Annotated in this window: 12 protein-coding genes; 7 read left to right on the top strand and 5 right to left on the bottom strand. The window is 40.5% G+C overall.

Annotation, left to right across the window (positions count from 1 at the left end; translation table 11 throughout):
- Nucleotides 1-8: 8 nt before the first annotated feature.
- From B9A52_RS14770 to B9A52_RS14745, 6 genes are all read left to right on the top strand, one after another.
- Entirely contained in the window at nucleotides 9-3092 is a 3084-nt protein-coding gene (locus tag B9A52_RS14770; RefSeq protein WP_084121179.1) for a WD40/YVTN/BNR-like repeat-containing protein, read from the top strand.
- A gap of 245 nt (nucleotides 3093-3337) precedes the next feature.
- Nucleotides 3338-5011: a formate--tetrahydrofolate ligase gene (locus B9A52_RS14765; protein ID WP_172805216.1), complete on the top strand. Its 1674-nt coding sequence runs from the start codon at nucleotides 3338-3340 to the stop codon at nucleotides 5009-5011.
- Nucleotides 5012-5086: 75 nt separating this feature from the next.
- Nucleotides 5087-5881 (top strand): copper resistance protein NlpE N-terminal domain-containing protein, encoded by a 795-nt coding sequence (locus B9A52_RS14760; protein WP_084121178.1) that lies wholly within the window; start codon nucleotides 5087-5089, stop codon nucleotides 5879-5881.
- 103 nt (nucleotides 5882-5984) lie between these two features.
- Nucleotides 5985-7889 carry a fumarate reductase/succinate dehydrogenase flavoprotein subunit gene (locus B9A52_RS14755; RefSeq protein ID WP_084121177.1) on the top strand — a complete coding sequence of 635 codons (1905 nt, stop codon included), beginning with the start codon at nucleotides 5985-5987 and terminating at the stop codon, nucleotides 7887-7889.
- 5 nt (nucleotides 7890-7894) lie between these two features.
- Entirely contained in the window at nucleotides 7895-8629 is a 735-nt protein-coding gene (locus tag B9A52_RS14750) for a succinate dehydrogenase/fumarate reductase iron-sulfur subunit (RefSeq protein WP_084123537.1), read from the top strand.
- 155 nt (nucleotides 8630-8784) lie between these two features.
- Nucleotides 8785-9492 carry a hypothetical protein gene (locus B9A52_RS14745; RefSeq protein ID WP_084121176.1) on the top strand — a complete coding sequence of 236 codons (708 nt, stop codon included), beginning with the start codon at nucleotides 8785-8787 and terminating at the stop codon, nucleotides 9490-9492.
- 13 nt (nucleotides 9493-9505) lie between these two features.
- Here the strand turns inward: B9A52_RS14745 and B9A52_RS14740 are convergent, their stop codons facing one another.
- Together B9A52_RS14740 and greA are read right to left on the bottom strand one after the other, a co-directional pair.
- Nucleotides 9506-9898 (bottom strand): HIT family protein, encoded by a 393-nt coding sequence (locus B9A52_RS14740; RefSeq protein WP_084123536.1) that lies wholly within the window; start codon nucleotides 9896-9898, stop codon nucleotides 9506-9508.
- A 51-nt stretch (nucleotides 9899-9949) separates the two neighbouring features.
- Nucleotides 9950-10423: a transcription elongation factor GreA gene (greA, locus tag B9A52_RS14735; RefSeq protein ID WP_084121175.1), complete on the bottom strand. Its 474-nt coding sequence runs from the start codon at nucleotides 10421-10423 to the stop codon at nucleotides 9950-9952.
- A 190-nt stretch (nucleotides 10424-10613) separates the two neighbouring features.
- Here greA and B9A52_RS14730 point away from each other — a divergent pair, with 190 nt between their 5' ends.
- Nucleotides 10614-10952, top strand: a complete 339-nt coding sequence (locus B9A52_RS14730) for an antibiotic biosynthesis monooxygenase family protein (protein WP_084121174.1) — start codon at nucleotides 10614-10616, stop codon at nucleotides 10950-10952.
- A gap of 120 nt (nucleotides 10953-11072) precedes the next feature.
- On the opposite strand, the gene B9A52_RS14725 is transcribed toward B9A52_RS14730, so the two are convergent.
- The 3 genes from B9A52_RS14725 to ygiD all read right to left on the bottom strand — a co-directional run bounded on the left by B9A52_RS14725 (nucleotide 11073) and on the right by ygiD (nucleotide 14233).
- Complete coding sequence (locus B9A52_RS14725; RefSeq protein ID WP_084121173.1) at nucleotides 11073-12101, bottom strand: dienelactone hydrolase family protein; 1029 nt, start codon at nucleotides 12099-12101, stop codon at nucleotides 11073-11075.
- Between the two features lie 27 nt (nucleotides 12102-12128).
- Nucleotides 12129-13205 carry an amidohydrolase family protein gene (locus B9A52_RS14720; RefSeq protein WP_197687230.1) on the bottom strand — a complete coding sequence of 359 codons (1077 nt, stop codon included), beginning with the start codon at nucleotides 13203-13205 and terminating at the stop codon, nucleotides 12129-12131.
- 203 nt (nucleotides 13206-13408) lie between these two features.
- The gene (ygiD, locus tag B9A52_RS14715) at nucleotides 13409-14233 is read right to left on the bottom strand and encodes a 4,5-DOPA-extradiol-dioxygenase (RefSeq protein ID WP_084121171.1); all 825 of its coding nucleotides are present in this window, start codon (nucleotides 14231-14233) and stop codon (nucleotides 13409-13411) included.
- Nucleotides 14234-14478 lie beyond the last annotated feature (245 nt).

Genomic DNA, 14478 nt, shown 5'->3' with positions numbered 1-14478 from the left:
ATCTAAGCATGTCAAAGAAATTTTATTTCAATTTCTTGGTGGTATTTTTTTGCCTGATCGCAAGCGGTTCTTTTGCACAGGAAAATATCACTTTAAAAGGAAACGAACTCTTCGGATCGCTGTCTGCAAGACAAATTGGACCCGCTGTGATGAGCGGACGTATCAGTGACATTGCCGGACACCCTACCAATAACAGAATCATCTATGCAGGTACAGCGGGTGGTGGTGTCTGGAAATCAACCAATGGTGGTACCACCTTCAGATCCATTTTCGATGATTACAATCAGTCTATCGGTATCATTGAAGTTGACCCCAACAATCCTGACAATGTGATATGGGTTGGAACAGGTGAAACATGGGTAAGAAACAGTGTTTCATTTGGTGATGGTCTTTATAAGACCGTCGACGGAGGAAATACCTGGAACAAAATCGGATTAGAAAACTCTGATAGAATCAGTGGTATTGCCATCAATCCCAATAATTCAGATGAGGTTTATGTGGGAGTGCTGGGCGCTTTATGGGGCGATAGTGATGAACGTGGTGTTTACAAAACCACCGATGGCGGGCAGACTTGGACCAATATCCTAGCTGGAATGAAGGATACCGGTTGTTCTGATTTGTTTATGGACCCCAAAGATCCGAACACTCTATATGCTGCTTTCTGGCAAGTAAGGAGAACAGCATATTCCTTCAGTTCAGGTGGACCAAACAGTGCCCTGTACAAAACAAAAGATGGAGGCAAAACCTGGGACAAAATCCATAATGGTTTTCCAACTGGGGATTTGGGAAGAATTGCTATTGCGTTAGCACCTTCTGAGCCCTCTATTCTTTACAGTGTGATCGAATCCAAAGATAAAAAAGGATTATACCGGTCAGAAGATGCCGGCAATTCCTGGACTTTTATGAACGGGGATTTCGAGCTTACGGTCAGGCCATTCTATTTTTCGAGAATAGTGGTAGACCCCAAAAACCCGGACGTGCTGGTCAAAGCGGGTTTGTCTGGTAGTATCAGCCGCGATGGTGGAAAAACTTTCAAGAGCCTTGGCCCCATGCATGCTGATATCCATGACATTTGGTTTGATATCAATGATTCCGATAGATTTTATGTGGCTACAGATGGAGGATTATATAGAACATGGGATGGCGGTACTACCTTGGAAATGGTTGAAAGTTTACCGGTATCACAGTTTTACCACGTCAGTTTGGATAATGATGAACCTTACAGGATTTATGGAGGACTACAGGATAATGGTTCTTGGTTTGGCCCATCAGCAAGTCCCGGAGGCATAGAACCCGGGGATTGGGTATCAGTCGGTGCCGGAGACGGGTTCAGAGTGTACAGGCATCCCACCAAAAAAATTGTTTATTCCGAAATGCAGGGTGCTGATAATATCTGGCGCTATGATGTAGAAAAAAATGTTATCAAAAACATCCGGCCTTTCCCGGGCAAAGATGAACCAAAATACCGCTTCAACTGGAATACCCCTATACAGATCAGTCCCCATCATCCCGATCGGTTTTATGTGGGCAGTCAGTTTTTGTTGCGGTCCAATGATATGGGCAACAATTGGGAAAGAATATCACCCGATCTGACAACCAATGACCCTGCCAAACAAAACCAATCCTCTTCAGGGGGAATTTCCACAGATAATTCAGGCGCAGAGAATCACACGACAATATTTACCATTGCTGAATCCCCACTTGATGAAAATATCATTTGGGTAGGTACTGACGATGGAAATGTTCAGGTCACTCAAGATGGCGGCAAGACTTGGACTAATGTGGTTTCCAATATTCCGGATTTACCAAAAAACACCTGGACTTATCATATTCAGCCCGGAAATTTCGGAAAAGGAACCGCTTATGCTGTATTTGATGGACACAGCCAAAATGACTTTAAGACTTATGCCTACAAAACCACGGATTTTGGGAAAACCTGGAATTCTGTCATCAGCGATGATGTACATGGATTTGCAAGGCATATCCTTGAAGACCTGGAAAATGAAAATCTCCTGTTCTTAGGAACCGAATTGGGTCTCTTTGTAAGCATTGATGGAGGAAAAAACTGGTCGAAATTCACCAACAACATGCCTGCTGCATCAGTGCATTACATGGCCATGCATCCAAAAACCAACGACTTGGTATTAGCTACCCACGGAAGAGGTATCATCATTATAGATGATATTAGCCCATTAAGACAGATCAAACCCCAAATGCTAAACGAGGAAGTTTATTTTCTCAAATCTCCGCCTATTGTCATGTGGGAAGAAAGAAATTTCGGCGGATCGAGTCAGGCAATTACCTTTGTGGGACCAAACCCTAACAAGTCCGGAAAAATTGTTTATTATCTCAAAAAGCGGCATACATTCGGTGCCATGACGCTTGAAATTTTTGATAAAAATGATAGTAAAGTCATCAGTCTCGACCCCGGTAAACAAAAAGGCATAAACATAGTCCGTTGGAATTTCACAGGAAAAGCTCCCAAGGTGGCCAAAGGAAAAACCTTTTCTTCTGGAGGATCTGGAGCTCCAAGAGTTCCTGCAGGAACCTATAAGGTGGTGATGAAAAAAGGCAAAGAACAATTTGAAACCACCTTAGAACTCGTTTATGACGATAGGACTGGAATAGCTGTGGAAAGCAGAAAAGCACAGCAAAAGGTGGCGAATGAACTTTTTGATATGACCCAGGATCTGGCTTATTTGGTTTATCAGGTGGACAGTTATTTGGATTATGCAGAAAAAATCAAAACCGCAGATCCAAAATCAAACAAATCAATGACTGCATTAATCAATGATCTAAACAAGCTCAAAGAAACATTGGTCATTACAACGGGTGATAATTACGTGGATACGGCCGAACCTGAATTAAGGGAGAAAATTTCTCAGCTTTATGGTATAGTGATCGCCAATTTTGACAGACCATCAGTAATTCAAGAAGAAAACAAAAATACCCTGAATGAAAAGCTGAAAGAGTCGCAGAATACTTTCATCAATATCTTATCTAAGCACGAAAAAAATCTCCTTAGATATGCCAAGAGTGCAAATATGGAAAATCTTATTTTGGATGACTTCGTGACTTTTATTGAAAAATAGGTCTTGAAAATGTGATTACGATTATTGAAAAGGTCCCTGAGCAATTTTGTTCAGGGACCTTTTTTTTATTATTAGATTTTAAATCACATTCCATAACTCCTTATCCGAAAATTACTATTTTAGCCCGTACTAAGAAAACACCATGCTTAACAGTCAGGTAAAGCCAAGCTATCCTGAAACAAAAGAAAAAGCTGTAGATTTTTGAAATTTTCTAAAAACCCAAATTAATCAATTAGAACCCAGTTATGATCAAATCCGACTTAGAAATCGCCCACGCATCCAAGATGCGTCCCATCTCAGAAATTGCCTCAAAACTAGGAATAGCCCATGATGACCTTCGCCCTTATGGAAAGTATGTGGCCAAACTCCCTCTCAAGCTTATTGATCAGGAAAAACTGAAAGGAAAGAAACTGATATTGGTAACAGCCATCACCCCTACTAAGTCGGGTGAAGGGAAAACAACTGTAAGTATAGGTCTGTCAGAAGGATTGAACATCCTGGGCGTAAAAACAGCAGTGGTATTAAGAGAACCCTCGCTTGGACCGGTATTTGGGATGAAAGGCGGGGCTGCAGGTGGTGGCTATTCTCAGGTATTGCCGATGGAATCTATCAACTTACACTTTACCGGTGATTTCGCAGCGGTGGAAAAAGCCCACAATTTACTTTCAGCTTTGCTGGACAACCATATTCACAGTCAAAAAAACACGCTCAATATTGATCCCCGGAAAATAATCTGGAAGCGTGTGATGGATATGAATGAGCGTGCATTGAGGGATATAGTCATTGGTTTGGGAGGTTCTGCACAGGGGATTCCGAGGGAATCAGGTTTTGATATCACAGCTGCCTCTGAGGTAATGGCAGCTTTATGCCTATCAAACGATCTGATGGACCTCAAAGAAAAGTTGGGAAACATTATTATTGGATATACTTATCAGGATGAACCTGTCCGGGCCCACCAATTGAAAGCACAAGGGGCCATGGCGGCCTTAATGAAACATACCATTATGCCTAATCTTGTGCAAACCATTGAGGGAAATCCTGCAATCATACATGGGGGACCTTTTGCCAATATCGCTCAAGGATCAAACTCCATCATTGCCACAAAAATGGGTTTATCCCTGGCAGATTTCGTTGTAACAGAGGCCGGCTTTGCTTCAGATTTGGGTGGAGAAAAATTTCTTGATTTAAAATGTCAATACGGGAATCTCAAACCTGATGTAGCTGTAATAGTGGCTACTATCAGAGCCTTGAAAAGCCACGCAGGAATGCCTTATGAGGAACTTAAAAACCCCAACTCTCAAGCTGTGAAAGATGGTCTTCCAAATTTGGATAAGCATATTGAAAATATGAAGCATTTTATGCTTACCCCTGTGGTAGCTATAAATAAATTTGCAACAGACTCCGAAGAGGAAATAAATGCTGTTTTGGCACATTGCGACAAAATGGGAGTGAAAGTTGCACTGAGCGAGGGTTGGGAAAAAGGTGGAAACGGCTGTTTGGATTTGGCCCAAACAGTAAAAGAAGCAGCAGAATCCGGTATGAGTAATTTCACACCTCTTTATCACTTTGATTGGAGCATTGAGCAAAAAATAGAAACCGTAGCAAGAAAAATATATGGGGCAGCAGAGGTGGAATATTCTGTAAAAGCCAAACAACAGATAAAGCTGTTCAATAAAATCGGCTTGGACAAATTGCCCATTTGTATAGCCAAAACCCAATATTCCCTTTCTGATGATCCCCAATTAATTAATAAACCCACTGGATTTACCATCAAAATCCGGGAGTTTGATATTGCAGCAGGTGCAGGATTTATTATACCGATTGCCGGAACTATTATGAGAATGCCAGGACTTCCTTCAAAGCCAGCTGCTGAAAACATAGATATTGATGCAGAGGGGAATATTACCGGATTATTTTAAAATCTTCTTCCTTTCATCCAAGTATATTTTGTATTTTAGTTGATGTTTTAGCTAAGAAATAAAAAACATTTACTCATGAAAAACTATGTCTTTTTATCCCTGATCATCGTCATGATGGTTTATTCCTGCAGCTCAGAAAAAGTTGTGGAACAGGAAAAGGCTTTGGAGATTAATCAATCTATGGCAAGTAACAGTAAAAACAGTCTTGATTGGAAAGGAGTGTATAAAGGAATTACACCATGTGCTGATTGTGAGGGAATAGAAACCTCCATTACCCTGAAATCGGATGAAACTTACAAAAGGTCAATAAAGTACCTGGGCAAAGAAGATAATTATTTTTTTGATGAAGGAATCTTTGTTTGGAACGAAGCTGGCAGTAAGGTTACCTTGGAAGCCCAAGATGGGAATACCCAACAATATCAGGTTGGAGAAAATGTTCTTTTCCATTTAGATCAAGATGGAAATAGGATCACAGGAGATTTGGCCGAAAACTATAAATTGGCTAAAAACCCTGTTGACCCAAGGCTTGAAGATAAAAAATGGATTCTAAAAGAGCTGATGGGAAAACCTTTTGAACAAACAGAAGGGAACAAAGAAGCTTTCCTCCTTTTCGAGATGGAAACATCCACCTTTTCCGGAAATGGATCCTGTAACAATATTTTCGGTTCCTATGAATTAAAAGATGGAAACAGAGTGAGTTTCGGAAATGCAGCCTCCACCATGATGGCATGTCAGGATATGGAAACCGAAAGGACTTTTGTCGAGATCATTTCAAAAGTTGATAATTACAGCATTTCTGAGGGTACCCTCTCCCTAAACAAAGCAAAGATGGCCCCTTTGGCAAGATTTGAGTTAGAAGAAAATAATTAATGTGTGTGTTTTTAAGAAGAGTCCAAATGTTGAAAACCGGGCTCTTTTTTTAGAATATCCCAATTCATTTTCCTGAATAAAAACTAAATTTTTATATTGTAGTATGTTAAATTCCAAAGTCCCGCCAGGTCCCATACAGGAAAAATGGACGCAGTACAAAGCAAATTGTAAACTGATCAACCCTTCTAATAGGCGGAAATATAAAGTTATCGTTGTGGGCACAGGTCTAGCTGGTTCTTCGGTTGCTTCAAGCTTATCAGAACTCGGCTTTCAGGTGGAAGTTTTCACTTTTCATGAATCCCCAAGAAGGGCCCACAGCGTAGCTGCCCAAGGGGGCATCAATGCTGCAAAGGATTATAAAAATGATGGGGACAGTATCTGGCGGATGTTTTATGATACAGTCAAAGGCGGGGATTTCCGTTCCAGAGAAGCAAATGTATACCGGATGGCTGAATGCTCTCTGGGGTTGATCGACCAAGCTGTTGCGCAGGGTGTTCCATTTGCAAGAGAATACAGTGGTTATCTCAGCAATAGGTCTTTTGGCGGTGTACAGGTAAGCAGGACTTTTTACGCCCGTGGGCAAACAGGTCAGCAGTTACTGCAAGGTGCCTATCAGGCACTTATCCGGCAATCTGAAGTTGGTTTATTGACCATCCATACAAGGCATGAGATGTTGGACCTTATTCTGGAAGATGGTAAAGCCAAAGGAATAGTAAGCAGAAATCTGGATAACGGACAGATAAAAAGTCACATGGCCGATGCAGTAATTTTGGCTACCGGAGGATATGGGAAAATCTATTACCTCTCCACATTGGCCATGAACTGTAATGCGACTGCTATTTGGCGGGCACATAAAAAAGGGGCATTTTTTGCCGCTCCGAGTTGGACCCAATTCCATCCTACCTCGCTTCCCCAAATGGGTGAATATCAGTCCAAATTGACGCTGATGTCAGAATCGCTTAGAAATGATGGCAGGATTTGGGTTCCTAAAAAAGCTGGAGAAACCAGATCAGCCCGGGAAATACCCGAAGCAGAGAGAGACTATTACTTGGAAAGGAAGTATCCATCATTCGGCAATCTTGCTCCAAGGGACATCTCTTCAAGAGCGGCAAAGGAACAGATTGATGCCGGTCATGGAATCGGGCCTCTCAGAAATGCGGTATACTTGGATTTCAGTGATGCGATTCAAAGAGATGGCAAAGAGGTTATTGCCAAGAAATACGGTAATCTTTTCAGTATGTACAAAAAAATCACTGGTATGGATGCTTATTCCGAACCCATGATGATTTCTCCCTCTGCCCATTTTTCCATGGGAGGATTATGGGTCGATTACGAATTGATGAGCAATGTGGAAGGGCTGTTTGTATTGGGGGAAGCCAACTTTGCCGATCATGGGGCAAACAGGCTTGGTGCCAATTCCCTATTACAGGCTTGCGTGGATGGATACTTTATTGCTCCTCATACGGTTATGAATTATTTGGCGGGTGAAAAGCCAATCCAAAACCTAAGCACACCAAATGCTGAAAATTCAATCAAAGAAACAGAAAATAGATTAGCTAAACTTTTATCTATTCAAGGGAATACCACCGCAGAAGAATTCCACAAAGCATTGGGAAAAGTACTTTATACCAAGTGCGGCCTCTCAAGAAAAAAATCGGAACTATTGGAAGCCAAGGAAGAACTGAAAGCGCTGCAAGAATCCTTTTACAAAGATCTAATCGTTTCCGGTTCGTCAAATGTTATCAATTTTGAACTGGAAAAAGCCGGTCGGGTGGAAGATTATCTTGAATTGGCCCAGCTGATTGTAGAAGATGCCCTTCAAAGAGAAGAGTCATGTGGGGCCCATTTTCGCGTGGAACATCAGACAAATGAAGGAGAAGCTAAAAGAAATGATAAGGAGTTCAAATATGTGTCTGTTTGGGAAAGCACCTTGGCGGGTGAGTACAAATTGCATAAAGAACTACTTGAGTTTGAAGCGATCCAAATCAGTGAAAGAAGTTATAAATGAGGAATATGAAATTGACCTTAAATATTTGGAGGCAATCCAACGGACAGGCAAAAGGCAAGTTTGAAACCTATATTCTCGAAGACCTCGACAGTCATATGTCCGTGCCTGAAATGCTCGACCATCTGAATGATAAATTGATCAAAAACAGGAAAGACCCGGTTGCATTTGACTCGGATTGCCGAGAAGGTATTTGCGGTCAGTGTGGATTTGTAATCAACGGGCACGTCCAAAGTCCCGAAGAACATGCAACTACCTGTCAGACCCATTTAAGAAGTTTCAAAGACGGAGATGTTCTTTATCTTGAACCCTTCCGTGCCAAAGCTTTTCCCATCAAAAAAGACCTCTGTGTGGACCGTACAGCATTCGACCGGATTATTGCAAAAGGAGGCTATATAAGTGTCAATACCGGTCAGGCACCTGAGGCCAATGGAATACTTATTGGGCATGAAGAGGCCGAAAAAGCATTTGATGCTGCTTCCTGTATAGGATGTGGCGCCTGTGTAGCGGCCTGTAAAAATGCGAGTGCAGCACTGTTCACTTCGGCAAAAATAAGCCACCTTTCCATGCTTCCTCAAGGAAAAATTGAAGCCAAAAAAAGGGCTGTTGCTATGGTAGAACAAATGGATAAAGAAGGTTTTGGTGCTTGTTCTTTTACTGAAGCCTGCGAGGCAGTATGCCCACAAAGCATTTCAATTTCCAACATTGTGACCATGAATAGGGAATTTTGGAAAAGCAGATAGCATAACCCTGTGAAAACAAACTGTCAAATTTAATTAAGAGGATACAACCTGAATAAAAAAGCATTTTTCCAGCGGTGGATTTTCTAATTTTCCAATTTGTGAAATTGAGGAACAATTCTTGTATATTGCCACCTGAATTTAATGTTAGTCTAATCATGCTTAGGATTTTTACAACAGTACTGATCGCCCTATTCTTTGTTGGAAATGTTTACAGTCAGGGATCAAGAGACCATATCACAGTCGGTTACGGCTTGGGAATGATTTATGCGGACAATGCCGGTATTTATAAATCTTTTGATTTCAAAATGCTACCTGCATTTACAGTTGCTTATTCCAAAGAACTTTCAGAAAAGTTTGATTTTAGAACTTCTTTTGGAGGTCAATTTATTAACAGTGGTGAGTTCAGACCAATCAACCAACCGATAGTTGTGGAATGGGGAAATAATGGTCAGGCTTATTATTTTGATGGAAATGCCTTTTTTCTTGATGTAATGCCCGTACTTCAACTCAACCCCAATAAACCTGGAAGGGCAGGTGAACCGGTAAATCTTTACATGGGTTTGGGAGTAGGTGCACTTTATAGCCAAAGGGCACAGAGGGTCCTGAGAGACGGCGTTTTGGAAAACGGAATATTTGTTCAAGGATTTGTAGAAAGGTCCAATCAAACTTTAGCTGCAGCCTATGTGCCATTCAAATTTGGTCTTTCTACCAACTTTGAATATGAGTGGGACATGGGTTTCGAAATTAATGTAATGACCATAGTTTCTTCTGATATTGATGGAAACAATATGGTCAATAAACTTTTTTACCCTGATGTAATGGTGAATATGCAATTGATGGTCAGAAGATATCTGCGCAGATAATAGAGAATGATTTCTAAAATCCTTTTCTAATCTGATCTGCAATTCCCGAAAGTTCTTCTTTGCTCAATTTGAGTTTGGGACGGTTGAAATTGATGTCATCCATAGTCCTCAAGGGAACTAAATGAATATGTACATGAGGGACTTCCAATCCGATCACAGCCACCCCTACCCTAGTACATTTGATCGTTTTATCAATGGCCTTGGCCACATATTTGGAAAAAATATGTAGTCCGGATAAAGTTTCATCATCAAGGTCAAAAATATAATCCACTTCTTTTTTGGGAACAACAAGCACATGACCTTTCACCAAAGGCATGATGTCTAAAAATGCAATGTAATGTTCATCCTCAGCGATTATTTCGGCTGGGATTTCTCTGTTGATTATTTTAGTGAAGATTGATGCCATAGGTGTAAAAATAAAAAATCCCGAAGGAGAAACCATCGGGAGGATAAAATTTTAGTAGGAAATATCAAGAATTTCAAATTCCAATGTTCCTGCAGGAGCCTGGATTTGGGCGATGTCACCTTTAGATTTTCCATTGAGTCCTCTTCCAAAAGGAGAAGCCAAAGAAATCTTGCCGGCCTTTAGGTCTGCTTCTTCTTCTGATACCAATGTATAGGATACGGTCATGCCATTTTTGACATTTTTGATTTTAACTGTACTCAAAATACCGACCTTGGAAGTATCCATCCTTGAGTTATCCATCACCCTGGCATTACCTACTACAGCTTCCAATTTGGCAATCTTTAGTTCCAACAGGCCTTGTGCATCTTTTGCAGCATCATATTCTGCATTTTCACTCAGATCGCCTTTGTCCCTTGCTTCGGCAATTTGTTTGGCAATATCTTGTCTTCCTTTAGTCTTCAGTTCCTGAAGTTCATCCTTCAGCTTTTTAAGACCCTCTTCGGTGTAATACTGTATGTTTCCCATTTCAATCTATTTACTATGGCCATGAAAAATAGAAGAAACGGTTTCATCGCTGAAACCGTTTCTTCTATGCTTTCGCTATTTGTACGTGTCAAAGGTAACAATTACTCTAGGAGAAAGCAATTTTAGAAAGAAAAAGAAAAATTATTGTCATTAGTTTTAATCAAAACCAAATCAGAATTTTATACTCATTATGGAAAAAGATAACAATCCAATTGCCAATACACCTACTCCGCCTTATTATGCTGTTATTTTCACAAGTATAAGGACTGAAATAAATGATGGCTACGGAGAAATGGCAAAAGAAATGACCAACTTGGCGGAAAAACAGCCAGGTTACCTAGGGCATGAATCTGCCCGGGATGGTCTCGGCATCACTGTCAGTTATTGGGAAAGCCTAGAATCCATCAGAAACTGGAAAATGGTCTCCGAACATTTATTTGCCCAAAGAATGGGGCGGGAAAAATGGTATGCCTCGTATAAAACACGGATTAGTTTGGTGGAAAGGGATTATGGATTTGGAGGAATTTAGGATTGCTTAAACGTGGCATCTTACTTTCTTCATTATTCGAAATTATAATATTGAAAAATAAGAAATACTTGCAGTGATAGAATAATGCAGCGATCTTCCTATTGTAAAGAATAAAATTCGTTACAACCAATCCCTTAGAAATTGTAAAATATCCGCCCGCATCTCAGCTGTTTCCTCATGGGCGACATCATAAATTTTTAATTTCCATGCTTCAGGTGCTCCGTCTTTAGCGTAAATTTTCTTCAGGTTTTCATCGATGATTGACAAACCTTCCAAGGGGGTAAGCGGATCGAATTTTCCCGCCAGACCAAAATGTGGACGGGGAGAAATCAATCCATTGATTTTTGAAGTAGAAAAATGGTTCAACAAATCAGGAACGTAATAATAAATACCATGAAGATTGAGGTCATTTTTTTCCAAAAGAGTATGAAAGTCCGTTAAACAATTCAGATCCACAACTACTTGAATACGCTCATCCAATGCAGCAAGCCACCAGGCCATGGTACTTCCCATGGACATACCCATAGTTGCTATCCGTTCCTTATCAATATCTTCCCTGGAATTCAAATAATCCAATGCCCTTAAATTGTCATATACCATCATCCCAAAGAGAACCTGTCCCTTCCACAGCATTTCTTTGAACAAATCCAGTTCGGACTTTCCCGATCTCTCACCGAATCCCCAGGAATCCAAACAAAAACCCGCATAACCTTCCCGGGCCAAAGCAAAAGCATAGGGGGGCGCCTGCATTTCTTTTCTGCCTTGAATAAATTCATTCTTTCCCACCTCATATTGACCGAAATGAGAGTGGTTAAAAAGGACTACCGGCAACTTCCCTTTGGCATTCTTTGGTTTGGTAAAGAAGGCAGGCACCTTCTCCAATCCATTGATATCCAGTAATAATTTTTCAATGACGACCCCATCCCTTTCTTCCCTGGACACCAATTCTACTGAAATAGGCCTTTCCCTATCCGGAAGCTTCCCCAAGAGTCCATACAGTTCTTTTCTTAAGACCTCTTTATCTTTGATTTCATACATATCTTCAGCCATAGGATTTTTTTTATCTTGAGAAATGGCATTCGGTATCCCAAAGAAACTGAAAATTTGGAACAGGAATAAAGCGAAGAAATAATACTTAAAACGTCTCATTTAAAATTGATTTCAGTTTATTAATCTCTAATCTTCCATTCCAAACCATTTCACCGCATTTTTATAATATACCTTATCCACCACTTCTTTGGGCAATTGTAAACCCATAAATGGTTGTGTGATCAGATTGCTTTGCATGGCATGATCCGTCACGAAAAACTCCCAATCCCGTCTCCAATTTTCATCCATATTCCTGTACAGGTTTTCCTGTGATCGCTCCCCATTATCTCCCAAGTCAGTCCCGTACAAAATCCTGTCCTGATATTGGATGAAAAAATTCCGGACTTTTTCCCGATCATTAGCCGTTTGATAAAACAATTGCCCCATTCGTGCGGCCAAATCAACGGCCATGTTTGGGAAACGGTCAAGGCGTTCTGCAAGCACGTCAACGCTATATTCCAGACTTCCCAAATGAGCCCCTACAAATCTTAACTCAGGATGCTTTTCCAACATTCGATCCCGGGCAGCCATCAAGTCCTCATGGGAAGGCATCTCCGGTTGAAAGTACATGTGGTATTGGGGATGGTTTTTGAAATAGTTGCGATCATTTTCCGTTGTCATGGAATCCAATGGCAACCAGCAGTTTTTGGGTTCTCCTAGATGACCCATCAGGGTTTTTCCACGCTCTTGAATAAACCGGAAAACCGGATCAAACCTATCATCATCAATCGAGATTAAATTGCCTGAAGAGTCTCTGGAAACCATGCCTATATTTTTCCAAACCTTTACTCCCAAGGCTCCCTGATTAAAGCAACTGTCCAACCAGGAAATCACCTTGCCTTCCCAATATGCATCATCCCAATCCGAAACCGCAAAAGAAGTGATCATATCCACCGTTTTGGGAAAGGATTGATGCTGATGTAACCCATCCTTATACTTTCTATGAACATCATTCCAACCGTCATCAACCTCCAGACTCACATTGATAAGACGAAAATTATCTGCCGTTGCCTTTTCAACAAAGGCTGACCTTTCTGTATCAAGATGTACATGGGCATCTATTTTTTTGACCTTCGAAAAGTCCTCAAGCGAGTACCATTGTTCATTTTGGCTGCAGGCACTTAGCATCAAAAGTAACATACAAAACAAGACATATATTTTCATGATTTTTTTATGGATAATGGATTATCTGTAATTCGGTGGTTACAAATAGCCAAAGTTAATTATAGTAAAAGGGATCTAAGAAGACTTGATGCCAATTGAAATTAAGGCTAACATGTATGAATATTAAAAAGAAATAATCAATAATGTATCTGCCAGTTTAAAAAAATCTCTTTTCAAAGGTTGTTGGAAAGGTTATTCCACTGTCATCCGATTTTTACAGAGGTCATGGTCAGTGAACCCGCCAATGCTTTATCGTTGAACAAACACATCTGGTCATTTTCATCTTTCAAGGCCATTGAATAAAGTAAAGGCAAATAATGTTCCGGTGTCGGGATGGCTAAATCAAATACCTTTCCGTGCGACCGAAAGTTGATAAGTTCTTGGTGGTCTCCACTGAGAATATATTTTTTCATTTTTTCACTGGCTTCAATTGCCCAATCAAAGCCAAAATTTTCATTGAGCTTTTGCCATGCCACCATGCGGAGGTTGTGTACCATATTTCCGCTTCCAATTACCAATACTCCTTTTTCACGTAAGGACTTGATTTGTTGTGCCAATTCATAATGGTAATGCGGTGTTTGGCTGTAATCCAAGCTCATTTGAATAACAGGAATATCTGCCTCAGGATACAAATGTTTGATGACACTCCAGGCACCGTGGTCAAGCCCCCATTTATCATCCAAACCTACATCTGTTTTTGTGATCAGAGATTTTGTTTCTTTGGCCAATTCGGGACTTCCTAGTGCAGGATATTGCACTGCAAACAACTCCTGTGGAAATCCCCCAAAGTCGTGAATGGTTTTAGGATTTTCCATGGCCGTCACAAAAGTACCCTTTGTTTCCCAATGGGCGGAAACACACAATATCGCATTTGGCTTTGGGATTTCTTTGGCTATATTTCTAAAGCCACTTACAAACTCATTTTCTTCAATGGCATTCATCGGACTACCATGCCCCAAGAACAATACGGGCATTTTTACTGTGGTTCCCAAAGGATCTGTCAACTTGTTTAGTGCTTTCAGTTTCATTTTTGGTGGAAATGGATTAGTTCTATATCATATTTTCCATGTTGTAATTTAAAAAACACTTTCTTCTCAAAGCTTTCTTGCCAATCGATATACTACCTGTATGGGTTTCAAATTTAGGTTGTTCATCACGGAAATTTCAATTTTTAAAAACTTCATTTAAGATGCCTTTTTTTACCAAAAAAAACAAAATGATTACACAAAGCTCTTTCAAAATGACGACACCCAATCTACCTTCTAAATTCTAC

This window comes from Aquiflexum balticum DSM 16537, from assembly GCF_900176595.1.
Classification (GTDB): Bacteria; Bacteroidota; Bacteroidia; order Cytophagales; family Cyclobacteriaceae; genus Aquiflexum; species Aquiflexum balticum.
The sequence above is the reverse complement of the archived record's forward strand: the minus strand, read 5'-3'. Positions and strand labels throughout refer to the sequence as shown.